The 25,662-nt window shown below is 72.6% G+C and carries 17 protein-coding genes and 1 pseudogene; 10 read left to right on the forward strand and 8 right to left on the reverse strand.

All coding sequences use genetic code 11. The features are described from left to right. Positions 1 to 22: 22 nt before the first annotated feature. From IPQ09_05105 to larE, 3 genes are all read right to left on the reverse strand, one after another. Positions 23 to 1,075 carry a tetratricopeptide repeat protein gene (locus tag IPQ09_05105; protein ID MBL0193599.1) on the reverse strand — a complete coding sequence of 351 codons (1,053 nt, stop codon included), beginning with the start codon at positions 1,073 to 1,075 and terminating at the stop codon, positions 23 to 25. A gap of 25 nt (positions 1,076 to 1,100) precedes the next feature. After that, entirely contained in the window at positions 1,101 to 1,553 is a 453-nt protein-coding gene (locus tag IPQ09_05110; protein ID MBL0193600.1) for a hypothetical protein, read from the reverse strand. Positions 1,554 to 1,629: 76 nt separating this feature from the next. Further along, entirely contained in the window at positions 1,630 to 2,607 is a 978-nt protein-coding gene (gene larE, locus IPQ09_05115) for an ATP-dependent sacrificial sulfur transferase LarE (GenBank protein MBL0193601.1), read from the reverse strand. Here larE and IPQ09_05120 point away from each other — a divergent pair. From IPQ09_05120 to IPQ09_05130, 3 genes are all read left to right on the forward strand, one after another. Next, positions 2,606 to 3,466 carry a hypothetical protein gene (locus IPQ09_05120; protein MBL0193602.1) on the forward strand — a complete coding sequence of 287 codons (861 nt, stop codon included), beginning with the start codon at positions 2,606 to 2,608 and terminating at the stop codon, positions 3,464 to 3,466. The two genes, larE and IPQ09_05120, sit on opposite strands and share 2 nt — an antisense overlap. 45 nt (positions 3,467 to 3,511) lie before the next feature. Then, a complete protein-coding gene (locus IPQ09_05125; protein ID MBL0193603.1) occupies positions 3,512 to 5,125 on the forward strand; it encodes a DNA polymerase Y family protein in 1,614 nt (537 codons plus the stop codon). Between the two features lie 329 nt (positions 5,126 to 5,454). After that, the gene (locus IPQ09_05130; protein MBL0193604.1) at positions 5,455 to 5,649 is read left to right on the forward strand and encodes a hypothetical protein; all 195 of its coding nucleotides are present in this window, start codon (positions 5,455 to 5,457) and stop codon (positions 5,647 to 5,649) included. A gap of 24 nt (positions 5,650 to 5,673) precedes the next feature. Here IPQ09_05130 and IPQ09_05135 read toward each other — a convergent pair whose 3' ends face one another. The 4 genes from IPQ09_05135 to IPQ09_05150 form a co-directional block, all read right to left on the reverse strand. Then, the gene (locus tag IPQ09_05135) at positions 5,674 to 6,765 is read right to left on the reverse strand and encodes a hypothetical protein (protein MBL0193605.1); all 1,092 of its coding nucleotides are present in this window, start codon (positions 6,763 to 6,765) and stop codon (positions 5,674 to 5,676) included. A 66-nt stretch (positions 6,766 to 6,831) separates the two neighbouring features. Continuing rightward, entirely contained in the window at positions 6,832 to 7,974 is a 1,143-nt protein-coding gene (locus IPQ09_05140) for a hypothetical protein (protein ID MBL0193606.1), read from the reverse strand. A gap of 331 nt (positions 7,975 to 8,305) precedes the next feature. Beyond that, positions 8,306 to 10,867 (reverse strand): Ig-like domain-containing protein, encoded by a 2,562-nt coding sequence (locus IPQ09_05145; GenBank protein ID MBL0193607.1) that lies wholly within the window; start codon positions 10,865 to 10,867, stop codon positions 8,306 to 8,308. A gap of 150 nt (positions 10,868 to 11,017) precedes the next feature. Further along, complete coding sequence (locus tag IPQ09_05150) at positions 11,018 to 11,857, reverse strand: metallophosphoesterase (protein MBL0193608.1); 840 nt, start codon at positions 11,855 to 11,857, stop codon at positions 11,018 to 11,020. A gap of 83 nt (positions 11,858 to 11,940) precedes the next feature. Here IPQ09_05150 and IPQ09_05155 point away from each other — a divergent pair, with 83 nt between their 5' ends. Together IPQ09_05155 and IPQ09_05160 are read left to right on the forward strand one after the other, a co-directional pair. Then, positions 11,941 to 15,303 carry an error-prone DNA polymerase gene (locus IPQ09_05155; GenBank protein MBL0193609.1) on the forward strand — a complete coding sequence of 1,121 codons (3,363 nt, stop codon included), beginning with the start codon at positions 11,941 to 11,943 and terminating at the stop codon, positions 15,301 to 15,303. Between the two features lie 93 nt (positions 15,304 to 15,396). Continuing rightward, entirely contained in the window at positions 15,397 to 16,404 is a 1,008-nt protein-coding gene (locus IPQ09_05160) for a GGDEF domain-containing protein (GenBank protein MBL0193610.1), read from the forward strand. A gap of 4 nt (positions 16,405 to 16,408) precedes the next feature. Here the strand turns inward: IPQ09_05160 and smc are convergent. Then, positions 16,409 to 20,009: pseudogene (gene smc / locus IPQ09_05165) on the reverse strand (chromosome segregation protein SMC). Between the two features lie 360 nt (positions 20,010 to 20,369). Between smc and IPQ09_05170 the strand changes: the two are divergent. The 5 genes from IPQ09_05170 to aroA all read left to right on the forward strand — a co-directional run bounded on the left by IPQ09_05170 (position 20,370) and on the right by aroA (position 25,655). After that, positions 20,370 to 20,711, forward strand: coding sequence for a zinc ribbon domain-containing protein (locus IPQ09_05170; GenBank protein MBL0193611.1), 342 nt, complete (start codon positions 20,370 to 20,372; stop codon positions 20,709 to 20,711). A 999-nt stretch (positions 20,712 to 21,710) separates the two neighbouring features. After that, a complete protein-coding gene (locus IPQ09_05175) occupies positions 21,711 to 22,781 on the forward strand; it encodes an ACT domain-containing protein (protein ID MBL0193612.1) in 1,071 nt (356 codons plus the stop codon). Between the two features lie 101 nt (positions 22,782 to 22,882). Next, complete coding sequence (locus IPQ09_05180) at positions 22,883 to 23,857, forward strand: hypothetical protein (GenBank protein ID MBL0193613.1); 975 nt, start codon at positions 22,883 to 22,885, stop codon at positions 23,855 to 23,857. Between the two features lie 94 nt (positions 23,858 to 23,951). After that, complete coding sequence (locus IPQ09_05185; protein MBL0193614.1) at positions 23,952 to 24,245, forward strand: hypothetical protein; 294 nt, start codon at positions 23,952 to 23,954, stop codon at positions 24,243 to 24,245. A 42-nt stretch (positions 24,246 to 24,287) separates the two neighbouring features. Beyond that, positions 24,288 to 25,655 carry a 3-phosphoshikimate 1-carboxyvinyltransferase gene (aroA, locus tag IPQ09_05190; GenBank protein ID MBL0193615.1) on the forward strand — a complete coding sequence of 456 codons (1,368 nt, stop codon included), beginning with the start codon at positions 24,288 to 24,290 and terminating at the stop codon, positions 25,653 to 25,655. Positions 25,656 to 25,662 lie beyond the last annotated feature (7 nt).

Genomic DNA, 25,662 nt, shown 5'->3' on the forward strand with positions numbered 1-25,662 from the left:
CGTCGCCGCCTTCGCGCGCAGCTCAGTCGCCGCGCCGTCGGAGGTGATCGCGCGCCACGTCGGACCAAGGCCCGGTCGGCTCGAGCTCGAGATAGCGCCGCCAGTGGGTCTTGGCCCGCCCGCTCTCGCCGAGGTTCTCGAGGGCCATCGCGAGGTTGAAATGGGCGTCGGAGAACCTTGGATCGGCCTGGATCGCCTTCTGGAAATACGGGATCGCTTGCGACGCGTGGCCGCGCTCGAGCATCACGTAGCCGAGGTTGTAGTAGGCCTCCGGTTGCCGATCGTCGACCTCGAGGGCCCTGCGATAGAGCTCCTCGGCCCCGACCACGTCGCCGCGTCGAAAGCGGATGTTCCCGAGGTTCGTGTAGGCGATGGCGAGCTTCGGGTCGAGCTCGAGCGCTCGCTTGTAGAGCCCCTCCGCCTCGTCGTAGGAGGCCGGGTCCTCGTCGAACGCGCTCGCCCGGACGTAGAGGTCGTACGCGGTGCGCGCGCGGTTCGCCTTGGTCTCGGGGCGCAGCACGCGCACGACGTCGTCGCGGAGCGCGTTCACCTGAAAATCGAGGACCATCTGCCCGGTGGTGGGCTCGAACGGCCCGCCGTCGGCCCGCACGACGACGCGCGCTCCGTCGCTGACGATGCGCAGCTCTTGGAGCGGGCGCGTGACCCGCGGCAGGCTGCTGCGCAGCGCGCCGATCGCCTGGGCCACGTCTCGGAGCTTCACCTTGTTGCGAAGCAGATCGCTCGTGGCCCGCAGCGCGATGAGGTCTTGAAACGTGTAGGCGCGGGCGCGGCCGCGCGTCCCGGTGGGTGCGACGATCCCGAGGCGCGCGAGCGAGCGAAGGGTCCCCGCGCCGAGCCCGAGGAGGCGCTCGACCTCTTTGCCCGTGAACACGTCGGCGATGGGCTCGGTGGAGCCCGAGGGCGGCGGCGCGATCGACGCGGGGGCGTTTCCCGGCGGTGCCGTCGGCGCCGGAGGGGGCACCCGGCCGCCGCCTTTGCCAAACGCGACGTGGATGATCTCGGCGCGCGCGCGCGGCGGCTTCGTGTTCGGGGGGTCGTCTTTCTTGCGGGGCATGTTTGGGGAGGTCGGGTGCGGCGGGTCAGCGCGGGCCGCCGGCGCCACGACGCGCCGGCGCCTCTATCAAGGCCGCCTCGACCTCCACGTCAACCCTCAGCCCGCGTGGGTGGGTGGAAAATCGGAGCTCGCAGCGGAGCGGGCCGAGCGTGGAGGGGGCGCGGCTCAGGGCTTCCCGTCGCGCGAGGCGCACGGCACGAAGGCGCGCGTGGAGATCGCGCTCGGCGAGGGCGGAGGGCTCGAAGGGCGCCGCCAGGGAGGCGTCCACGCGCAGGAGCGCGCTCGTCGTGCCGTACCAGACCTCTCCGCCAGGCTCGTCGCGCACTCCGCCTTCGCTCACCACGTCGGCCCGGTCGAAGAGCTCTCTCCACGCGGCGTCGCACGTGCGCACTCGCCCCGGCGCCGGCGCGTGGAGGAGCAGCGACGCGCGGCTCTTGGCCAGCCCAGGTCCGAGGCGACGATCAGGCGGCTCCGTCATCGAAGTGGGATATTGCCCTACACGGCGCGACGCGACCAAGTTCACGGCGACCTCGCTCGCGCGCACTACGACAGGACTACGACAGGACGCGGAGGCTCTTGCCCACGAGGACCGCGTTGTGGCTGCCGACGCGGTACCCCTCGAGGTCCAGCGTCACGTAGACGAAGCCGGCGCGCTTGCCGGCCGCCACGATGGCGTCGCGCTGCGCGAACGCGGCCGCGAGCTCGTCGGTCGCGACCTCGACGCGCGCGAACGCCCCGCCGGACTGGCCGTCGAGCTCCGGGAGCCCGTGCCACCGTACCCGCACCTGACGGAGGGAGAGCGCCTTCAGCGAGGCCTCGAAGCTCGCGATTTGCTCGAGGCGCTCGCGCGTGACGCGGGTGCCGTAAGGCAGGCGGCTCGACAGGCACGCGGCCGCCGGCTTGTCCCAGACGCGGAGGCCGAGGAGGGCCGCGATCCGGCGCACCTCGGACTTGCCGAGGCCGGCCTCCACCAGCGGGCTCTTCACGTTCGAGGCGCGCGCCGCGTCGAGGCCGGGCCGGTAGTCGCCGAGGTCGTCGGTGTTGGTGCCGTTCATGGTGCAGGCGAGGCCCCACTCGACCTGCTTCTTCGCCGCGACGCGATAGAGCTCGCTCTTGCAGTGGAAGCAGCGGTCGGCGCCGTTCTTCGCGTAGCCCTCCTCTTCGATCTCGTTCGAGGCGACGAGCTCGTGGCGGGCCCCGATTTCCCGGGCGAGGGCGATCGCCTCGTCGCGCTCGGAGGGGGCGAGGCTGGGGCTGACGGCGGTCATGCCGATGGCGCGCTCGCCGAGGAGGCGGTGCGCGAGCGCGAGCACGAGGGCGCTGTCGGTGCCGCCCGAGTAACAGACGAGCACCGACGGGACCTGCGCGAACGCCGCGCGTAGGCGCTCGAGGGCGGGGTCGCGCGGCAGGGGCTCGGCGGGCGCGGGCGTGGACGCGAGGGGGGAGGGCGAGGGCGAGGTCACGAGAGATTCTCTAGCAAAACTTCGGGCGGAACTTGTAGTCGCGCAAGATACTGATAATATGTTCAGCATGAGGGTAAGACAAACGTCCGACACACGAACGCCTGCTTGCGTCGAGACCGAGACGAGGTGGGGCACCGGCGGCCCAATCCAAACGCCGCCGTCGCTGCTGCACGCGCTCTCGGCGCTGGGCGCGCTGGGCGCGCTGGGCGTGCACCAAGGCGCCGAGGCGCTCGCGCCGCGCGATCAGATCCTCCTCCTCGACTGGCCGGAGCTCGAACGCGCGCTGCCGGACGGCGGGCTCCCGCGCGGCGTGGTCGAGCTCGCCGCGCCGCACGCGCATGGCGGCGGCACCACGCTCGCGCTCGCCACGTGCCGCGCGGCGCAACGCGATCCTCAGGCTCACTGCGCGTGGCTCGAGGCGGCCTCGGGACCTCGGCTCTATGCGCCCGAGGTGCGCGCCGCTGGGGTCGACCTCGCGCGGCTGCTCGTCGTGCGCGCGCCGCGTGAGGCCCTCTCGCGCGTGTGTGTGAAGGTCCTGGCGACGGGCGCCTTCCCCTTGGTGGTCGTCGCGCCTTCGCGCGCGCGCCGCGCCTCCGAGGCGGGTGAGCGTGAGGTGTCGCTCGACGAGCGCGCCGTTCGGCGCTTCTCGCTGGCCGCGGAGGAGTCGGCCGCGCGCGTGCTGCTCCTCACCGACACGTACGCCTCGCACGCCCCGTGGCCGGTGGCGCTGCGCCTCGAGCTCGAGCGGCTCCCCGAGGCCGTTCATGTGCGCGTCGCGCGCGATCGCCGAGGGCGTGTCGGCGCCGCACGTACGGTACCTCTGCGCACGCGACCCCACGCGCAGAGCCGCGTGGAGGCCGCACGCCGCGACACGAGCGCTCGCATCGTCACCTCGTCGCCCGCGCCGCGCGTGCGCGAGGCCGGCTAGGCAGGCGAGAGTGGAGAGGCGCGAACGAGGAGTTTGGGCGTGCGAGTGATCGCCATCGTTCTGCCCGACCTCGCGCTCGAGGTCGCGGCCCCCGTGACGGCTCCCGTGTCGGCGCGAGCGCCAGGCGCCGTCACGTCGCGCGCACCTCGGGGCGTCGTGCTCGCCTCGCGGAAGGGCATGCTCGAGTCCGAGATCACGGGGAACGTGCGCCTCCACGCGGTCTGCGAGAGCGCGCGCGCCGTGGGCATCTCGCCCGGCCAGACGCTCGCGGCGGCCCGCGCTACAGCGTCCGATCTGGTCGTGCGTGTGGTCCCCGCGGAGGCCCTCCACGCGGCGCTCGAGCGGATCGCCGAGGCGGCCTTGGCCTTCGGCGCGACCGCCTCGTTCGCGCGCGGTGAGGCCGGCGAGGACACGGTCTGGGTCGACGTCACCGGGTGCGCGCACCTCTTCATCGACGCGGGCGAGGAGCGCGCGGGCGAACACGCGCGGGCACCCGAGGAGCTCGCCCGAGGGCTGGAGGGCGAGGGGAGGCTGCTCGCGAGGCTCGAGGCGCGGGTGCGTGAGCTTGGGCACACATGCAGGCTCGCGCTCGCCGGCGGCCCTCGCGTCGCGCGGGCGGTCGCCAGCCACGGCGAGCCCGGGCGCGTGGTGCCGCCAGGCCCCGGCCGCGATCGCGAGGCGCTGCTCGCGCTGCCGCTCGAGGCGCTGCCGCTCGAGCCGGCGCAGCGCACCACGCTCCGGCGCCTCGGCGTCCACGACGTGGGCGCGCTCGCGAGGCTGCCACGCGCCGCGCTCGGGGCCCGCCTGGGCGCGCGCGCGGGCGAGATCATGCAGCTGCTCGAGGGCGACGACCGCGCGCCGCTCTCCCCTCACGTGCCTCGGCGAGCCCCCTCCGAGACCCTCGAGCTCGAGCATGGCACCGACTCGCTCGAGGCGCTCTCGTTCGTCGTGAAGACCCTCGCGTCGCGGCTCGCCCTGCGCCTCGCGGGGCGTGGCGTGGGGGTGGTCAAGCTCACTCTGGAGCTCGCGCTCGACGCTCGGCTCGCGGGCGGCGACGCCGTGCCCCAGAGAAAGCGCTGCGTCCTCACGCTGCCTACGCCCATCTCACACCCACGAGAGCTCTTCGTCGTGCTGCGCGCGCGCCTCGAGCGCACCCTCTTGCCCGCGCCGGTCCTCGCCCTCACTCTCCGTGCCGACGAGTGCCGCGCGCGCGTCCATGTGCCGCGGTCGCTCTTCGAGCCAGAGAGCCAGGGCAGCCGCGCGCTGCCGCTCCTCGTCGCGGAGCTCTCCGCGGAGCTCGGCGACGGCGCCGTGGGGAGGCTCACGCTCGGCGACAGCTTTTGCCCCGACGAGCGCTCCGTGCTCGCGCCTTTCTTCGGGGACACGCCGAGCTGCGACGAGCCCGTACCGTCGCCGGAGGCCTCCCCCGAGCCCTCGCTGCTCCTGCCCGAGCCTCTCCCGGTCGAGCGTCGGCTCGTCAGCGCGTTTCGGTTCGTGGCGCGGCACGAGTCGCTCGGGTGGTGGCGCGCGCCGTCGGTCACGGCGCTCGTTACGCCGAGCGCGAGCGACCGCGTCGCGGCCATGGTCGAGGGGCGCGCGGCGCTCGTCGAGCTCGACAAGGTCGACGGCGGCGCGAAGATCCTGGGGTGGCTCGACTGAAGCGCCCCCCCCGTAAATTTCGCTGCGGGCCAACTTTTTGCGAGCGATTTGTTTCTCGCCCGAAATGTGACGCAACGTGTGGCGTTGTGCTTGCGGAGTGCACAGTGTGTGGAATACACGCACGTCCGCGGGCGACGTCGCCCACCTCGAAACAAGGACCCAGGCCATGACTCCCCAGCTCGCTCAGCTCGCTCAGCTCTCGAAGCTCTCCGAGGCCTCCAAGGCGCACCAGACGTGCCAGCCGCTCGACCGCAAGGTCCTCGCCGCCCACGTCCTCGTCGCCCTCGCGCGCGCCCAGCGCGCCCGGCCGAGCGCTCACGCTGCGCGACGTGGCCGCCGAGCTCGAGGTGCGCAAAGGCGACGTCCGCGCCGTGGTGGCGAGCCTGCACGAGGAGGGCTACGTCGACGCGCTGCGCATGCAGCTCACCCTCCCCGGGCTCGCCCTGGCGTCCGCCCTCCGTCGCGCTGGCCTCCGGTCTCTCCGCGCGATCTCCGCCGCCGCGTCCTCCGTCGTCGCGGCGTAGCCTCGCTTCCGGCGCGACGAGCGCTTACGAGGAGCGTCTGCGCCGCCTGGCGAGGCCCCGCACCACCATCGCGGTCGCGACCGCCGCGGCCGCGAACGAGATGCCCGCGCCGCCGCCCTGGCCCGCGGTGTCGCACGAGCACCCGGACACCTGCGCCGCCTTCGCACCGGCGTCGGCGCCCCCGTCTCCGGAGGTGCCGCCGCCGCACGCGAGCACGGTGACCTCCGCCGTCGCCGCGGGCGGCGTGAGCGACGCGCCGAGCACGCGCGCCGTGATCTCCGCCTTCACGCTGCGCTCGTTCGTAGGACACGGCACATACACGTCGGCCTCGAAGGTGCCGTCGGGGTTCGCGTTGCCGTACTTCAACGGCGCCGTGTCTTCGCCGTCGAGCGCGGCCTTGAGCCCCACCATCTTGATGTACGGCAGCAGCTCGGGCGACGGCTTGAAGCGAACCTTGACGACCGAGACCTCTTTCTTGACGGTGCACGCCCCGCCGTCCGCGGGGTTCGGCACGTCGCGCGTCTCCACGCTCTTGCCGAGGACCTCGAGCTCGCCGACGACCTTCGGCAGAGCAGCGGCCGGACCCGTCTTCACCTCGACCTCGGCGCGCGGCATCGGCGAGCTGCCCGTCGCGCACTCCTTGTCGTAGCGAATCTTGTAAGTCCGGTTCGGGCGGAGCCCCTCGGCCGGCTTGACGACCTTGTACGCCGGGTCGATGGGATCGTCGTCGAAGTTGGCGAGCAGGGGCTCGCCGGCCTCGTCGAGGATCTGCGCGAACGGCGTGAACTGCCCGGGCATGGGCGGCTCGCCCGTGTCCGGGCCGGCGTCCACGAGCTGGGGCACGAACTTGCCCACGAGCGCACGGTACCCGATGCCCGGCGCGTTCGCGGGGATGGTGGAGCCCGCCCCGAGGATCTCTCCGGGCACGCACTCGGGCTTCGGGCAGTCGCCCGCGTGCGCGACGCCCGCCGTGCCGAACACGAGCAGCGCCGCCACTGCCGCGAGGCGGAGCGCGCGTGCGTGGGATCGGGAGGTCGGCAGCGGGCGGGAGGTTGGGAGGCCGCGAGCGCGAAGGCCGAGGGAGGTCGGGAGCAGCGAGGGATGCCTGGACGCCATGCGCGCAAGCATCGCACGTTTCTCACGAGTGGCGAAGCCGTGACGCCCCGCTCACTCCGCGCTGGCTCACTCGGTCGCGCTGTCCGCGCGCAGGTCCATGCAGCACCGGAAGCCCGTGGAGTAGTCGTGGTAGCTGCGCGCGTGGGCGGTCGTCCGGTAGTGGCAGCCCTCGCCGTTCAGCTGCACGTCGAGGTAGTAGCCGCCGGCGAACATGCCGTGCCCGTTCGGCAGCTCGTCGGCGACCCACTCGTGGGCGTTCCCGACGAGGTCGTACACCTCGAGCTCGTTCTTGCAGAGAGCGCGCGCGCCCGTGAGCGCGAACGTGCCTTCGACCTCGCCGAGGCGTGGGTCGTTCAAGCGGGTCCACACGGCCGGGTCGACGCCGGGCGCGGGCCCCGGCGGGTGGCGCCGCCGTCCACCGGACGCCTGTCCGGGCCGATGTGGCGACGTGGGCTTCGGTGACCGAGGCTTCTTGCCGGGCTTGCCGGGCTTGCCGGTCGTCGGCTTGCCAGCCTTCGTCGATCGCGTGGGCGAGCCCTTCGCGCCCTTCGGTGGGCGCGTGCCCGCGCGCGCGGGCGGTCCATGCGCGAGCAGGGCGCCTGGGAACACGACCCCCACGGCGCTGCGCCCGTCGTCGTTGCACGCGCCGACCGCGCGCCGCGCCGCGTACGGGTAGGCGAGCCGCCCCGCGCCCTCGCAGGCCCGCGCCCACTCGCGCTCGTGGCACAATCGCTTGCCCGAGGCCGCGCAGGCGTCCGCGGCCTGCAAGGCGCTGATGTAGGTCTGCGGGAGCACGCCCGGGCGTGAGCGGGCGCGTATGTCCTCGCCGTCGGCGGGAGTGTGGTTGTGGGGGTGGTCGCGCAGCGAGCCGTCTTGCGCGACGACCACCAGCGACGCCTCCCAACGGTCGATGCACACGTCGGCGTCCAGGGCGGCCATCCCCTCCGGACACGCCCCTTGCGATGCGCGCCGCGGGCCGGCGGTCGCGTCCGCGTCGACGCTCGCTGCGTCCGGGGCTGGGCCGCAGTTCGCCTCGGTGTCGGCGTCCGCGTCCGCGTCCGCGTCTGCGTCCTCCGCGTTGGCGTCGCGGGCGTCCGCCGACGCGTCCAGCGGCCGCTCAGGCGCGCGGGCGGGGGCGCACCCGCCAGCCAGCGCCAGGCCAAGGCTCCCGAGCCCCGCCGCGACCACGAGCAGCGTGCGGAGGTTCACGGGGCGAACGTGGAAGTCCGGGTGGTTCCGATCGGCATGCGACGCATGGTTCCCCTTTCACTGCGCCGCGGCAAGCTGCGCGCGAGGTCTTCACGCGAGCCGTGAGCGCGAGGCCAAGCGAGGCCGAGCCGTCGCTCGAGGTCGTCGACGAAGCGCTTCGCCTCGCCGAGCCCGCACCTCGTGGCCGGGTGGGACCCCCTGATCGTCATCAGCTCGTCGCCCGCGCGCCCGCGCGCAGGGGCTCGGTCACCCCTGCCGGCGCGCCGGGCGCGTCGGTACCGTCGACGCCGCCCGTGTGCACGGACGGCGCGGCGGCGCTCCCGTGTAGAGGTCACGGCGGCGTGAAGGGGCAGGCGCAGTTGGCGAGGAAGAGCGCCTGCATCTGGACCTGGCTCGCGCACACGCTGTCGTCGCCGAACCGGCCGCCGTAGGTGATCTCCCCCGCGTATTTGTAGCAGGTGCAGTCGGCGCCGTTGCACTGGAGCCCATAGCTGTCACCCCCCGGCGTCGAGCGAACGCAGGTGCATGCGCGGCCCACCGCGGTGGGCGTGCAGGAGGGCGCGCCGCACACGCCGCCGTCGGGCGCCGCGTCCACGGCCACGTCTTTCGAGGCGTCCTGCGACGCGTCGACGCCGGCGTCTTGGATCACCTGACCGCGGGTGGTGAAGGTGAAGGTAGGACTCACGGCGCTCCCCACCCAGCTCCACGCGCGGACGCGCCAGAAGTAGGTCGCGTTCGGGGCGAGGAGCCCGCGCCGGAGTCGGAGCGACGTGCCGTACGTCGCGCGCCGCCACGCGAGCCGCTTGAACGACTCGTCCTTCGAGACCTCGAGCACGTAGCGCACGAAGCGAGGCGACGTCTCGTCGGCCCACGTGAACGTGGGCGGAGGGTCGACCGCCACGTCGACGCTGCCGTTCTGCGGAGACGACGCGGACGGCGGGGCCGGGACCGCGAGCGGCGCGCGCTCGACCGTCGAGCCGCTCGCGCCGTCTCCGGTCAGGCCGCCCTGCAGCGGCGAGGGATCGCCCATGCGTTGGCTGCAGTTGAACGTGGGGCCAGGATCGTGGAGCTGCACGCCCCAGGTGCCAGCCGCCGCGGGGATCTTCAGCTCGTAGAGCGTGTGCGGGCTCGCCTCGTTCGGGGAGGCGCTGAAGCTGTAGCCGCCCTCGACGCCCGCCGCCTTCTCGTCGAGGAGCTGGCCGTCCTTGCGGACCTCGATCTTCTTGTTCCCGTACGCGCGGATGTCCCAGCGCTCGCGCCCGCCGCCGGTCCACACACCGAACTGGTTGTAGCAATCCGGCGAAATCTTCTCGCCCGAGAAGAACCAGTCGTTCAGGAGCCACAGGTTCGCGCCGTCGAAGTCGGCGTAGAAATACGAGTACATGCCGCGCGCGGCCTTCACGTCGAACCACTCGTAGGTCTTCGCCTCGGGTGTCCAATCGTTGAAGGTGCCGTCCGCGGTGTGCTTGTGTTTGCTGCCCGGATTGGAAAGCGGGGCGGGCGGAGTGGGAGAGGTCTTGAAGTCCAGCTTGGGGCTCCCCGAGATCTCGAGCCCGAGGTCGTCCCGCACGCCGGTGAGATCGAGCACGCAGCTCGCCCCGGTGGGAAGCGCGGCACCTGGTCGGAAGACGACCGTCAGGCGATCATCGGACACGCTCGCGGCGCCCACGACGGCCTGGCCGCTGCACTGCAGCCTCACGGTCTCGACGGTCACCGAGCTCGCGCCGACGGGCTTGCTGAACACGACCGGGATGGGCGCGTCGAGCGGGAAGCTCTGGCGCTGGAGCGAAGGTACGGAGGCCGCCACCACCGGGGGCACGCCGGCCGCGGTGGCGCTGGTGCCAGTGCCGAAGAACAGGTTGCCGTTCTGCACCGTGATGAACTTCGGGAGGGCGCCCTTGTTGGTCGTGAGAGCGCGAGGCTTCGCGAAGTCGCTGAGATCGATCGTGTGGAACGAGCCGCGATCGAGGGCGACCGCGAGCGTGCGCCCGAAGAGCTTGCCCACGGTCACGTCCTTCACGTCGGGCACGAGCTGCAGGCGGCTGGGCGCCGCGGCGTTCGCGAAGTCGACGATCGAGAGCCCCGACCCGTTGGCCAGCACGAGCGCCTTCGAGCCCTTGGCGAGCAGGCCGCGGAGGTCGCCCTCGAAGGTGAAGGCGGTGCCGGCCGCGGGTGCGCCGGTCTCCGGCACGGTCCACGCTTGCACCTCGCCGCTCCGCCCGAGATAGATCGCGTCGCCGCCGGCCGCGATGTGGGTCGCCGGGCTCGGGAGCGCGATGGGCGCCTCCGCGGTCAGCGCGTTCGGATCGTCGTCGGCGCTCGGCGCCGCGAGGAGCGCCGGGAAGAGCTTCGAAGCGCCGAGGACGAAGAGCCGCCGGCCCACGCGGGCGAGGCCCTTGGCCTCACCGCCGAGCGCCGGCAGCTTCGCGGAGAAGAGCGCCGCGGCGCCGGCCGCCGAGCGTACGCCGATCACGGTCACTGTGCCGGTGGTGTCCACCGCGTACGCGAGCTGGTCCTCTTCGTCGTAGTCGACGGCGACGACCTTTCCGGGCGTCGTGATCTGCGCGCCGAGCTCGGGCGCCTTCGCGTCGGTCATGTCGAGCACGCCGAGCCCGGTGTCTTCGTAGAGCGCGAGCACGGCCTCCCCGGCCGGCACCGTCTCCGCGACGGGCCTCGCGAACGTGACGTTCGCCGCGGTGGTCGCAGCGGGCGCGGCGTCGAGGTCGAGCAGCGCGCCGGGGATCGGCGTGGGGACAGGAGTCGTCGTCACCGTCGGCACGGGCGCGGGCGTGGTCGGATCGCTCGCGCAGCCGACGTGTACGACGCCGTGGGCACCGGCGATGACCAACATGAGCAGCGCGGCGCTGCGAGCGTTCCTTCGGTGAGACTTCATGCGTACCCCTCGTGGTGTCGTGACGCTGTGCGCGGCTGAAAATACGAAGAGGGCGCCGGCCCGGTCAACCGCGCGCCGCGCGCCATGGCCCGTCAGACGACAAAAAGCATGTCGCATGGCGACGCGACGTCGGTGGGGCGCGCCGGGGCGTCAGGTCGACGCCCGCCTGTCGCCCGTGTGCACGCGGAGCACTTCGTGGCCCTCGCGGAGCGCCATCGCGTCGGCGTAGCGCGCCTCGAGGTCGAGCAGGAGGTGCCGCCGCGCCTCACGACGCGCCCCGAAGAGGACGGGACACACCTGATTTCTGCCCTCGAAGAAGACGCCGTCCTCGTCCTTGTCGTGGCCGTGCGCGACGAAGGTGAGCTCGAAGGGCAGGTGCGCGGAGAGCCGCGCGAGGAGCCGCGCGGTGCGGGCCTCCGGCTGGCCGTAGCTGCGCAGGAGCGAGGCGAGCACGTGGGCTTGGTACGGGTCGTTGCGCGCGGGGTCGAGCGAGAGACCCTCGAGGTCCTCCAGCCGCTCGAGGCGATCGTCGGGCGAGCCGTGGCACACGAGCGCGCCGCAGGGCAGCGCCACCGCGAGGAGCGCGCGCTCGAAGAGGGTGCAGAGTGCACGCTTGTCGGCCGCGCCCATCGAGAGCTCGAGCGCCTCCACCTCGTCCGCGTGAAACTTCGAGGTGTGCGGGCCGCCGACGTGACCGTGGTCGTGGTTGCCGAGGAGCACGTGCACGCGGGCGGGATGGGCGGCGACGAGCGCCGTCACTTCGCGCACGAGCCGCGCCGAGGCGTCCTCGTACCCGTAGAGCGCGTGCCCGCGGGAGGCGTCGTCGGGGCCGTGGACCAGGTCGCCCGCGAGGATCCAGTGCGTGTCGGGCTCCTCGGCCAGCAACGTGAGGAAGCGCGCGCGGAGCGCCGTGAAGTCGTCCAGGTTGCCGTGCAGATCGGTGCTCACGAGGGCGCGCCCGCGCGCCGGCAAGACGAGGTGCCTCTGCATGGCCGAAGAATACGCCGCGCGGCCGCGGTGACGCCGTCGAGCCTTGACGGAACATTTGTTCAGCTCCATGGTCCATGGCTCCCGTGAGTCGCCGTCCTCGCCTCGATCCGTCCTCGCGTATGCCGCTCCCCGCCCGCCGCGAAGAAGGCGAGGCGGAGCACGGCGTCCTCCATGAGCTGCTCGAGCTGCGCGAGGCCACCGCGCGGCGCAGGAGCGCCTCCGTCGAGCTCGTCGCGCGCTCGAGCTTCAGCTTCCTCGCGGGCGCCTCGTCGCCCGAGGCGCTCGTGCGCACCGCCGCCGCGCTCGGGTACGACACGCTCGGCGTGTGCGACCTGCACGGCCTCTACGGCATGGTGCGCGCCCACGAGGAGGCCAAGAAGCTGGGGGTGCGCCTCGTCGTCGGGGCCGAGCTCGTGTGCCCGCTCGGCGCGCGTCGCGTTCACGTCGCCGTCCACGTGGCGAGCCACGAGGGCTACAAGAGCCTCTGCCGCATCCTCTCCCAGGCCCACGCGCTCCGCCCGCGCGACGAGCGCGGCAAGGCCGAGGTGATGCTCTCCCACCTCGCGGAGCACGCGCGAGGCCTCTACGTCACGCTGCTCGACGGCGAGCCCGAGGCCGGGCGCGAGGCCGCCGGGGTGCTCGCCCAGGCGTTCGGCGCGCGCGCCAGCGTGGCGGCGACCCTCCGCCTCGACGGGCACGACCGGGAGCGTATGAGCGCCGCCGAAGATCTCTCGCGCACCTTCGCGCTGCCCGTGCTCGCGACCAACCGCGTGCTCTTCGCGCTCCGCGAGGACCGCGCCCTCTTCGACGTGCTCTCGTGCATCCGCCTGAAGACCACGCTCGACCGCGCGGGGAGGGCGCTCTTGCCCAACGCAGAGGCCCACCTCAAGTCCGAGGACGCGATGCACCGGCTCTTCTCCGCGCACCCGGGGTGGCTCGCGCGGAGCCGCGCCGTGGCCGACGCGTGCACCTTCAGCTTGAGCGAGCTCGACTACCGCTTCCCGTCCGACGCGTGCGTCGAGGAGCGCGAGACCCCCGACGCCGCGCTGCGCCGCCTCACCTACGAGGGCGCCCGGCTCCGCTACGACGGCGAGGTCCCCGAGAAGGTCGTGGCGCAGCTCGAGAAGGAGCTCGCGCTCATCGCCCAGCTCGAGCTCGCGCCGTATTTCCTGAGCGTCCGGCAGGTGGTCGACATGGCGCGGAGGCGTGACATTCTTTGTCAGGGCAGGGGCTCCGCGGCGAACAGCGCGGTGTGTTACTGCCTCGGGGTCACCGCGGTCGACCCCGCGCGCTCGTCGATGCTCTTCGAGCGCTTCCTCTCGGCCGAGCGGGCCGAGCCGCCCGACATCGACGTCGACTTCGAGCACGAGCGCCGGGAGGAGGTCATCCAAGAAATCTACGCCACGTACGGCCGCGATCGCGCCGCGATGGTGAGCGAGATCGTCGCGTACCGTGGTAAGTCCGCGCTCCGCGAGGCGGGCAAGGTCTTCGGGCTCTCGCCCGAGCAGGTCGAGCGCCTCGCCTCGGTCGTCTCCTTCTGGGACGCCCTCACCCAGCCCGACACCACGCAGGCGCTCCGGCTCGCCGAGGCCGGCTTCGACCCCACCGATCCGCGCATCCTGCACGTGTGCGCGATCGCAAGGAAAATGCAGGGCGTCCCTCGGCACCTCTCGGTGCACGTGGGCGGCTTCGTGCTCTCCTCCACCGACCTGTGCGAGGTCGCGCCGGTCGAGCCCGCCACCATGGAGGGGCGCACCGTCATCCCCTGGGACAAGGACGACATCGACGCGCTCGGCTTCTTCAAGGTCGACGTACTGGCGCTTGGCATGCTCACCGCCATCCGAAAGGCGCTCGAGCTCGTGAAGGACGACCCTAGGCTCGCTAGGCTCGGCGGCGCCACGAGCGCCATCGAGCGTCTCGCGCGCATCCCGCCCGAGGACCCCCTCGTGTACGACGCGCTCTGCCGCGCCGACACGGTGGGCGTCTTCCAGATCGAGAGCCGCGCCCAGATGGCCATGCTCCCGCGCCTCCAGCCGCGCTGCTTCTACGACCTCGTGGTCGAGGTGGCCATCGTGCGGCCCGGGCCCATCCAGGGGGGCATGGTGCACCCTTACCTAAGGCGCCGCTCGGGCGAAGAGGCACCCGACGCCCCGCACCCGCTCATCGCGCCCGTGCTCGAGCGCACCCTCGGCGTGCCGCTCTTTCAAGAGCAGGTCATGCAGCTCGCCATCGTCGGCGCCGGGTACACGGGCGGCGAGGCCGATCAGCTCCGGCGCGACATGGCCGCGTGGAAGCGCCACGGCGGCCTGTCGAGGCACGAGGCGCGCCTCGCGGAGGGCTTCGCCAAGAACGGGATCTCGGCCGAGTTCGGCGCCCGCCTCTACGCGCAGATCAAGGGGTTCGGCGAGTACGGCTTCCCGGAGAGCCACGCGGCCAGCTTCGCGCTCCTCGTGTACGCGAGCGCGTGGCTCAAGGTGCACCACCCCGCCGCGTTCGCCGCCGCGCTCCTGAACAGCCAGCCGATGGGCTTCTACTCGCCGTCGAGCATCCTCGAAGACGCGAGGCGCCACGGCGTGCGCGCGCTGCCCGTCTGCGCGCTCGCGAGCGACTGGGACACGACGCTCGTTCCCTGCGAGCGGAGCGGGCGAGCCCTGCGCGTGGGGCTGCGTGAGGTGCGCGGTCTGCCGGAGGAGGTCGGGCGCCGGCTCGTGCTCGAGGCGCGTCGTGCCCCCTTCGCCGACGTGGCCGACGTGGAGCAGCGGGCGGGCGTGCGCAAAGAGCACCTCCTCGCGCTGGCGGAGGCCGGCGCGTTCGCGTCGCTCCCCGCGATGGGCGCGAGGCGAGAGGCCATGTGGGCGGCGCTCGCGCCCACGCGCTCTCCGCTGTTCGCACGGGCGGAGGCTCGCGCGCCCGCCGCGCCCTCTACGCTTCCGGCGCTCCCGGTGCCGCCGCTCACTCGCGCCGAGCAGCTCCTGCTCGACTACGAGCGCACGGGGCTCTCGGTCACCGACCACCCCATGCGCATCGCGCGATCAGGCCTCGGGAGGAGCGTGCTGTCGTCGCGCGAGCTCGCGTCGGCGCCGCACGGGGCCCGCGTTCGAAGCGCCGGTGTGGTGCTCTGCCGCCAGCGCCCCGGGACGGCGAGCGGGGTCGTGTTCATCACGCTCGAGGACGAGCACGGCTTCGTCAACCTCGTCCTCTACGCGCGCGTCTACGAGCGGCTGCGGCGCGTCGCGACGACCGCGTCGATGCTCCTCGTCGAGGGGAAGGTCGAGCGACAAGCCACTCCACCGCCGAGCGCCGAGGCGCTTCAGACCGACCATGCCGACTCGCCGAGGCCGGCCGCGCCCGTCGTGTACATCGTGGTCGAGCGGCTCGAGCGGCTCTCCCTCCACGCGCGAGGCGCGGGAGGCGCGCTCCCCTCGCGAAGTCGTGATTTTCGTTAACTATCGGCCGCTTATGCGCAATTCTTTTCTCCTCCCCTTCGGCCGATCGCCCTTGACGGGTGGCCGCCCCAACCACAGGTAGATCAAGCGAACGTGCCCCCCGTCGACCCCAGAGAAGCGCTGCTCATCCTGCTCGAGCTCACCCGCGAGCTCACGGCCAAGCGCCCCCTCGAGGAGTCCCTCTCGCGGGTCACCGAGGCGGCGCTCCGGCTCGTCCCCGCGAACCACTCGAGCGTGCGCCTGCTCGACGCCTCGCGCTCCACGCTGCTCTCGGGCGCGCGTGCAGGGGCCGGCGCCGACGCCCGCCCGATGGAGTTTCGCCCGAAGGAGGGGGTCCTCGCGGCGTGCGTCGCCGAGCGGCGCCCCATCCGCATCGACGACGTCCGCGCCGACCCTCGGTTCGTGCGGCCGCGCACCCAGGGGTACCCCGTGCGCTCGCTCGCCTGCGAGCCCATGTGGTCCTCCGGCGAGGTCATCGGCGTCCTCTCCGTCACCTCCGCGGAGGTCGGCGCCTTCGACGATCAGGCGCAGCTCTTGCTTCGGCTGCTCGCGAACTGCTCGTCACCGCCGGTCGAGCGCGCCCGCCTCGAGCGCCTCGCGATGTTCGACGACCTCACCCACGCGCTCAGCCAGCGCTACCTGTCGCTGCGTCTGACCGAAGAGCTCGAGCGAGCCACGCGGAGCGGCGCCGACGTCTCGGTGCTCCTCCTCGACCTCGATCACTTCAAGCGCGTGAACGACGAGCACGGCCACGCCGCCGGCGATGCGGTGCTGCGCGCCTTCGCCGATCGCGTCCGGGCCCACGTGCGCAAGGTCGACTCGCTGGTGCGCCGCGGCGGCGAAGAGTTCGTCGTCGTCATGCCCGGCGCGGGTACGGCCGCGGCGCTCGCGACGGGCGCCCGCCTGCGCGAGACCCTCAACGAGGACCCGCTCTCCGCGGCCGAGCGCTCCTTTCACCAGACGGTCTCCATCGGCGTCGCCACCTGGGACCGCCGCGAGACGCCCGAGGAGCTCGAGGCACGGGCCGACGCGGCGATGTATTGCGCGAAGCGGCTCGGACGCAACCGCGTGATCGCGTCCGAGGCCCCCGCCACGCCGTAGCGCTCTACGCCACGGCGCTCGCGCTCGCCTCGCGCGCTCCGATGCGGCGCTCCGCGGCCTCGTTGAGCGTGACCGTCACGAGCCGCGACACGCCCGACTCCTGCATGGTCACGCCGTGCAGCACGTCGACCATCTGCATGGTGCGCTTGATGTGGGTGATCAAGATGAACTGCGAGCGGTCGGTCATGCTGCGGACCATCTCGTTGTATCGCGCGACGTTCGCCTCATCGAGCGGCGCGTCGACCTCGTCGAGGATGCAGAACGGCGACGGTTTGATCTGAAAGATCGCGAAGATGAGCGACACCGCGGTGAGCGCCTTCTCGCCGCCGCTCATGAGCTCGATGCTCGCGAGCTTCTTTCCGGGGGGCTGCGCGAGGATCTCGATGCCCGTCTCGAGCATGTCGTCGGGGTTCGTGAGGCGCAGCGACGCCCGCCCGCCGCGGAACATGCGCGGGAAGATCTCTTGGAAGCGGGCGTTGACCTGGGTGTAGGTCTCCTCGAAGAGCTTCTTCGACTCGCGGTTCATCTGCTCGATCGCGCGCGTCAGGTCGGCCAGCGCGCCGTCGAGATCCGCCTTCTGATCGCTGTAGAACGAGAACCGCTTCTCGGCCTCCTCGTGCTCGCGCATCGCGTCGAGGTTGACGCTGCCCATGCGCTCGATGAGCCCCGCGAGCTCCGCGATGCGCGCGCGCAGCGCCTCGTCGGGCGGGGGCCGGAGGTGGTAGTCGCCCACCACCCGCGGCAGATCGAGCCCGCGGAACTTCTCGGCGATGGCCTCGAGCAGATGCCGGAGCGCCAGCGCGCGCTCGCGCAGGTTCATCTCGTGCGACGTCAGCGACTCGCGGGCCGCGTCGGCCGAGGCGCGGAGGGCGCGGAGCTCCGCCTCGCGCTCGGACAGCCCCTGCCGCACACCCTCGAAGGTCGAGCGCGCCGCGAGGAGCGTGTCCTCGGCCTCGCGGGCGGCGTCGAGGGCGCCCCGGAGGGTCTCGGTGTGGAGGTAGAGCTGCGCGGCGGTCTCTCCGTGCTCGCGGGCGCCGTCGGCGAGCTGCCGGTCGAGGCGGCCGGCGCGCTCGCCGAGCTCGAGGGTGCTCTTCTCGAGCCGCGACACGGTGCCCCGCGCGGCGTGCAGCTTCTCGCGTGTGCCGGCCACGCGCACGCGCCGCTCCGTGACGTGGGCCCGCCGGGCGTCGACCTGCTCGGTCCACGAGAGCGCGAAGGCCTCGGCGTCCTCGAGCTCGCGCTGCGCCACCTCGAGCTCGCCGCGCGCCTCGTCGAGCATGCCCGCGGCCAGATCGCGCTCCTCGACGGCCTGTGAGAGCTGCCACGCGAGCTCGTCGATCTCGCGCGCGAGCGCCTCCACGCGGCCGCGGCTCGACGCCTGCTCGGCCTCCGCCGCGCGCAGGTCCTTCTCGACGCGCACGAGCGCGAGCTCGCCCTCGTGCGCCCGCTGGCGAGCGACGTCGAGCGCGCTCTGGGTCTCGGTCAGCGCGAGGCGGAGGGCCTGGTGCGCCGCGAGCCGCTCGGTGAGGACGCGCTCGAGCGCCTCCACCTCGTGGCCGAGCTCGCGGCACTCACGACGCGAGTCGAGCATGTGCGCCACGACGTCCTCGCCGGTGCCGCCCGCGACGCGCCCGTCGGGGTAGTGCACGGTGCCGGCGCGCGTCACCGCCGCGAGGCGCGTGTGGGCCAGCACCTGCCGCGCGGCCTCGTCGGTCTCGACCAGGACCACGTCGCCGACGACCGCCCGAACGAGCTCCTCGTCGTCATTGGAAAAGTGAACAAAATCTATGAGATAGCCCGATACTTCCGGGATCTCGAGGGGGGCGCGCGTGGCCTGCCCAGCCACGCGGGCCGGCCTGCGCGGCACCACCGTGGCGCGGCCGCGCTTGCTCCGGCGGAGGTCGTCGAGGAGGGCCTCACCGCGCGCGGGGTCCGTGACCACCACGTCGAGCAGGCGCGCCCCGAGCCACCCCGCGAGGGCCGCCGTGGCGCTCGCCTCCGCCTCCACGCGGTCGGCGAGGAGCCCGAGCACGGCGGGGTCCTTCGAGGCGATGAGGGCCTTCGTGCCCGCCCCCACGCCCTCGAGCTTCGCCTGGATCTCGACCAACGCGTGGAGCCGAGAGCGCTTCTTCTGCGCGTCGTGCTTCGCCTCGTCGAGCCGTCGCTCGCTCGCGACGATGTCCTGGCGTAGCTCCCCGAGGCGCGTCTCGAGGGCGCCCTTCTCCTCGCTCGAGAGCAGCTTGCCCTCGCGCGTGCCGGTGACCTCGGCGGTGAGGAGGTCGACCCGCGCGGCGAGCTCGGCCGCGGCGAGCTCGAGCTCGGCCCGCTCGAACACGCGCTTCTCGTGGCGCTGGGTGGTCTCCGACTTGCGCCGCTCGAAGCCCTCGAGCTTCGCTTCGCCGCTCGCGATCTGCGCCTGCGTCTGCGCGACGCGCTGGCGGTGCTCGGTGACGGTGCGGTTCGCGCGCTCTTGCTCCGCCACGATCTCGGCGAGCCGCGCGCCCTCGTCCTCGGCCTGCTCGGCCTGCTCGGCCTCTTGCTCGCGCAGCGCGTCGAGCTCGGTCGAGACGTGCTCGAGCTCTCGGCCGAGGGCCTCGCTGCGCGCACACGGTGGCGAGCTCGGCCTCGGCCTCCGCCTCGCGCCGAGCGAGCGCGGCGATGCGATCGCGAGCCCGCGAGATCGCGGCCTCTTCGGCGCGGACCGCGTTCTCTGCGGCGAAGTTCGTCGTCGTGGCCACATCGAGCGCGGCCTCCGCGCCGTGCGCGTCGAGCCGGGCCCCCTCGAGCTCCGCCTCGCGCGCGGTGAGCGCCGCGCGCGCCTGGTCGTGGGCCAGCGTGTGGGTCTCGACCTCGGCCGACTCGAGCTTCACCCACCCGGTGAGCTCGAGGTAGCGGTGGGAGGCCTCGTGGAGCTGGAGGTCCTCGAGCTCGCCGCGGTAGGCGACGTAGCGCTCCGCCTTCGCGGCCTGCCGCTTGAGCGAGCCGAGGTTGCGCTCGATCTCCGCGATGATGTCGCCGACCCGCAGCAAGTTCTGCTGGGTCATCTCCATCTTCTTCTCGGCCTGCTTGCGCTTCGACTTGAACTTCGTGATGCCCGCGGCCTCTTCGATGAGGAGGCGCCGGTCCTCGGCCTTCGCGCTCACGATGAGGCCGATCTTGCCCTGCTCGATGATGCTGTAGGCCTTGGTGCCCACGCCGGTACCTAGGAATAGATCGGTGACGTCCTTCAGGCGCACCTGCGTCTTGTTGATCAGGTACTCGCTCTCGCCCGAGCGGTGTAGTCGGCGGGTGATCGCGATCTCCGCGTAGTCCTTGTATTCGATGGGCAGGTCGGCGCCGTCGTTGTCGTTCTCGAACGTGAGCGTCACCTCGGCAAACTCGGCGCCGGGCCGCGTCTCGGAGCCGCTGAAGATGACGTCGTCCATGCTCCGGCCGCGCAGGTTCTTGGCGCTCTGCTCGCCCATGCACCAGCGGATCGCGTCGACGATGTTCGACTTCCCGCAGCCGTTGGGCCCGACGATGCCCATCACGGCGCGGTCGAACTTCACGACCGTGCGATCGACGAAGGACTTGAACCCAGAGAGCTCGAGGCGCTTGATCTTCATGCCGACTCCGACGTCGAGCTCTGCGCCCGACCCACGAACCTGGAAGTGAGGCCCGAAGGGGCGAACCAAGGTCCATGGCGACCCGAGGTGTCGCCAGGAACCGGCGCCCGGGTGACGATACCCGGGGCGTCATGTCACTTCACATACTGTCACGAACTGACCCAAGGGGTACGTCCGCGGGCCCGCAGCGGCAAGGTCTATTTCAGTGTATTTTGCCACGAAAGCCTGTGGAAAACTGCCTCGCGAGGCCTCCGCAAAGGCCTCCCGTGGAGCGTCGTAAATCGCGGTCGGGGCGCGAGGGCCGCCGGTTGAGGGGAGCCGTCCTTGACATCGCGGGTGGACGGCTTATTGGGCCCGGCCATGCCTACTTACGAGTACGTGTGCACGAGCTGCGGCAACCAGTGGGAGGAGATCCAGAAGATCTCCGCGCCCGCGCTCACCGACTGCCCGAAGTGCAGCGCGGCGACGGCGAAGCGCCAGATCAGCGCGGGCAACTTCATCTTGAAGGGCGGCGGCTGGTACGCCGACCTCTACTCGTCGAGCAAGCCCAAGGCCGCCAGCGACGCCGCGAAGGGCGACGCCAAGGCCCCCGCGGACAGCGCGGCCCCGGCGCCGGCGGCCCCCGCGCCGGCGGCCCCTGCGGCGGCGCCCGCGCCGGCGCCCGCGGCCGCCCCCTCGACGACGTCCAAGCCCTCGACCTGAGCCCCGCGCCTCCCGCTCGAGGCCGGCGTCCACGGGAACAGCAGCGAGCGGCACCTGGCGGAGGTCACGCCGAGCTCCAGGGCGACGACCTCGACGACACGCTCGGTGAGGCCCGGGCGAGACATGGACCCGGGCTCGCGGGTTCGCCCCTGCGGTCCGGCCGCGCGCGCGGCGAGGGCACGCGTCAGCCCCGCGTGGTAGAGGCGCTGGGCGCGCGCCCACCGCGGCTCCTCGACCAGCCCCGCGACCACGCCCTCGAGCTCGCGTGCGCGCTCTTCGAGCAGGTCCATCGGGAGGCGCTCGAGCTCCCGCAGGGCGCCCGGAAAACGCGCCGCGAGCGCGCGCAGGCGAGGCAGCGGCGGCGGCGCCTCGGGGGCGTCGCGGCGCACGCGCCGCAGCGCAAGCAGCTCGACGTACTTCTCCAGCAGGGCGCGCGCCTCCACCAGCGCAGGCTAGTCCCCTGGAAGCGTGATCCCTTCCAGAAGTCGCGCGGCTCGGCCTTTCGCCACAAGGGAGCGAGGGGGTGTCCCGTCTTCGGCGGCGGTGGGAGGATACTCATGTTCGAGGGTCGGCGTTCTCGCGCGGTCACACCCGAAACCACAGTCCCCTGAGCGCAAAGCGCCGCCTCCACCGCGCGGAACGACGTCCGAGTTGAGGACGGGCCCGCCGCCGCCGAAAGCGGGGCACCCCCTCGCTCCCCCCTCGCTCCTCGGAATGACACCGAAGACCCGACTTCTGATACGAACCACGACTCCAGGGGACTAGAGCGCCGAACCGCTTGATTCGGTCGGCTTTTCGCCGATTTACGTCGCCGTACTTCGTTGCTCCTCCTCGCCTAGCAGCAGTAGGACTCGTCGCCGCGCCTCGCACGGCTCGCAACTCGGCGAAAATCCTCGGTCATCAAGCGGTTCGGCGCTCTAGCCGAGGACCGCCCTCTCACGCGAGCCGCGGAGCCGTGGCCGCCGCTCGCGCGGGGAGCGCGTGCTAAGCTCGCGACGAATGACCGACACGAAACGCGAGCTAGACGCCCTACGACAAGAGATCGCGGCGGTCGACGTGCAGCTCGTCCGGGCCCTCGATCGCCGCGCCAAGCTCTCGCGGGACATCGGTCGCCTCCGCGGTGACGGCCCCGCGCTCCTTCCGGTGGAGCCGCCCGCCGATCTCGAGCAGCTGAGCGGCCGCACCGGCGACCTGCCGCCCGAGTCGCTGCGCGACATTTTTCGCGAGGTCCGCGCGGCGTGCCTCGGCCTCGAGCTCGGCGTCACGGTCGCGTTCCTCGGCGCGGTCGGCGGCGCGGGGCACGCGGCGGCGCGCGGGCGCTTCGGCGCGAGCACCCCCCTCGTCCCCGCCGAGTACGCCGAGGCCGCCGCCGCCGCGGTGGTCGGTGGTCGCGCGACGTTCGCCGTCGTCCCCTTCGAGACCAAGACCGACGGCCTCGTGCAGCCCACCCTCGCCGCGCTCCTCGGGAGTGAGCTCAAGGTCGTCGCGACGTTCGAGGCCGCCTCGGCGGTGCAGCTCGTCAGCCGCTCGGGGAATGTGGCCGACGTGGAGCGCGTGTACGCCGCGCCGAGCGAGCGCGCCGCGTGCCGCTCGACCCTCGACGCCCTCGGCGAGGCCGGGCGGGTCTCGGTGATCGAGGTGAAGAGCCCCGAGGTCGCCTGCATGCACGCGCGGGACGACGCCGCGGCCGGGGCCCTCCTCGAGGAGTCCTACGCGGCGAGCCAAGATCTCGCGGCCTGCAAGCTCGAGGTGCACGACGGCCCTCGCGAGCGGGTCCGCTACGCGGTCCTGGGCGCACGCCCGGCGAGGCGCACGGGGAGCGACGCCACCTTGCTCGCGTTCAGCGTCTCCGACTCGCCCGGCGCGCTCCTCGAGGTGCTGCGCCAGTTCGCCGAGCGGGGCGTCAATCTGAGCAAGATCCAGTCGCGCCCCACGCCCGGCGAGGCGTGGAGCTACCTCTTCTTCGCCGAGCTCGTCGGGCACGCCACCGACCGCGCGGTCGTCGGCGCCGTCGAGGAGGTCCGGCGGCAGGCCCGGTTCTTCAAGCTCCTTGGCACCTACGCCGTGTGACGCCGGAGGGCGGCGTGAGACCCGCGAGCTCTCGCGTGCGCGTCTTTGGAGCGGAGTGCCGATTGCCACCGGAAGCTCCGCGCGTGTAGCCTGTGGCGGCCATGATCCTCCTCCGCGCGTCCCGGTCCACTCGCTCCGCGCTCGCCTCCGCGCTCGCCTGCGCCGCACTCGTCTTCGTCGCCGGCTGCGGCGGCGACAAGCCGGCGGACGCCCCCTCCGCCCAGGTCGACGTGGACGCCGATCCGAGCGCCCTGCTGCCCGCGAGCGCCATCGCCTACGCCCACCTGGACGCGAAGGCGTTCTTCGCGAGCGAGTCGTTCGGTCCCGATCTCGCGAAGGTGGCCGAGAAGGTGTCCCCTCTCGGGGAGGAGGCAGGCTTTCTCCCCTCGCGTGACCTCGACGCGATCTACGCGGGGGTTTACTCGACGCAAGGCGCCGACGTCGCCGCCGTCCTCGTCGGTCGCTTCGACCAGGCGAAGGTGAAGAAGCTCGCCGAGACCCACACCCCCACGCGCAGCGGCGGCGCCCTCGTCGTGTCGCAGTACGCGGGCCGTGACGTCTACACCATCAACAACGCCGGGTTCACCGTGCTCACGGCGAAGACGGCCCTCGTGGGCACCGAGACGGGCATCCGCCGCGCCCTCGATCGCGTCAAGGACGGGCGCGTGAAGCACGACGTGCCCCCGTGGGTGGACGACACGTTCAAGACCACGGGCGCGGTGCTCGCCGTCACGTTCGACGCGCAGGCGCAGCCCGGCGCCTCCGAGCTGGTCCGCCAGGTGCCGCTCCCGTGGGCGCAGGGCGTGCAAAAGGCTCGTATTCTCATGGACTTCAAAGCCCCCGGGGCGAACGTCGCCGGCTCACTCGCTTACGCAGACGAGGCGCAGGCGGGGCAGGCCGCCGCCGCGCTCGGGAACACCGCCGGCTTCGCGAAGATCCTCACCCTGGTGGGCCTCCAGTTCCGCGAGTTCAAGGCCGTGGCCGCGAAGTCCGACGTGCAAGTCACGATCGCGGTGGACGACCAGAGCCTCCGGACGCTCGCGAAGGGCCTCCCGCAGTGGCTCGGCTTGCCGTGAGCTCGGCGCGCGTCCCCCGCCGGACGCGAATTTGGCCTGCTGCCCTTCCCAAACAGGCCACGAGAACGCATGCTGCCAGGGGAGAGGTGTCGAAATGTTCGGACGTTCCACGGGTCTAGAGAAAGCCGCCCAAGCCCTGGCCACCGCGGGCGCCATCGCTCACGCTGCGTTCTTCACGCTCTTCATCTACCGGGTGTTCGGGACGAGCTGGCTCTACCTCGTGCTGGCGGTGCTGGCGTTGGTCGGCCTCGGCGCGAACTTCGTCGGCTTCATGCTCATCAAGCACGGCGGTCGCGTGGGCGCGCGCAAGTGGGGCATGTGGTGCATCGCGTTCTCCACGGCCGACGCGGCGCTGCTCCTTACGCTCGCGTCGATCCTCGGCTCCTGACGCCGCTCTCGTGAAGGGATCCGGGGTAGGGTCCGCGGCGGAATGCCCTCCCTCCTGATCTCGCCCCAGAAGTCCCCGCTCCATGGCAGCGTCCCGGCCCCGTCGGACAAGAGCATCGGGCATCGGGCCCTCCTCGTCGCCGCGCTCACCACGGGCACGTGCGAGCTCCGCGGCTTCTCGAGGTGCGAGGACAACCTCGCGACCGCGCGCGCGCTCCAGGGCCTAGGGATCGACGTCCAGGGGCTCGAGCCTGGCTCGCGGGTGGTGCGCGTGCGTGGCACCGGGCTCTTTGGGCTCCGCGAGCCTACGGCGCCCCTCGACTGTGGCAACTCGGGCACGACGCTTCGGCTCTTGGCGGGCCTCCTCGCGGGCCAGCCCTTCGCGACGACGCTCGTCGGCGATCGCTCGCTCTCGGGCCGCCCCATGGCGCGCGTGATCGAGCCGCTCCGCGCGCGCGGCGGGACCCTGTCTGGCACGCCGCACCCGTCCCGGGCGGGCGAGGTCACGGCCCCGCTGCGTGTGGGACCTTGCCCGGAGGACGCGCCGCTCTCGGCGCTGCGCTACGAGTCGCCCATCGCGAGCGCGCAGGTGAAGAGCGCGCTCTTGCTCTCCGGCCTGTTCGCGCACGGCGAGACGGTGATCCACGAGCCGCACGTCTCGCGCGACCACACCGAGCGACTGCTCTCGACGCTGGGCGTGCCGGTGCAGGCCGTGGGCTCGCTGGTGTCGATCGATCCCGCGGGCTGGGGAGGGCAGATGCCCCCCTTCGACCTCGACCTCCCGGGCGATCCCTCGGCCGCCGCGTTCCTCGTGGTGGCCGCGCAGCTGGTGCCCGGCTCGCGGGTCTCTGTGCGTGCAGTATGCACGAATCCGACGCGCGCGGGCCTGCTCGAGATCGCGCGCGACATGGGCGCGGGGCTCGAGGTCCGCCCGCTCGGCGATCGCGGAGGTGAGCCGGTCGCCGATCTGCACGCGTGGCACGACCCCGCCCGCGCCTTGCTGGCCGTGCGGGTCGGCGGCGAGTGGGTGCCCCGCGCCATCGACGAGCTCCCGGCGCTCTGCGCCCTCGCGACCCGGGCCCAAGGCCGCACGACAGTCATTGACGCCGCCGAGCTCCGCGTGAAAGAGAGCGACCGCATTCGCGAGCTGTGCCGCATCCTCCGTGCGTTTGGGGTGCCCTGTGAAGAGCTCGCCGACGGGCTCGAGGTCGAGGGCGTCGAAGGCCCCCTCCGCGCGTGCCGGGTCGCCAGCGGTGGCGACCATCGCCTCGCGATGACCGCGGTGCTCCTCGGCCTGCTCGCGGACGGCCCTTGCCGCGTCGACGACGTGGCCTGCATCGCCACGAGCTTCCCGCGGTTCGTGGGCACGATGCGCGCCCTCGGCGCCGAGATCGCCGTCGAGTCGGACTGAGCGCGAA

It is taken from the genome of Myxococcales bacterium (assembly GCA_016720545.1).
In the GTDB taxonomy this organism is placed as follows: Bacteria; Myxococcota_A; Polyangia; order Polyangiales; family Polyangiaceae; genus JAAFHV01.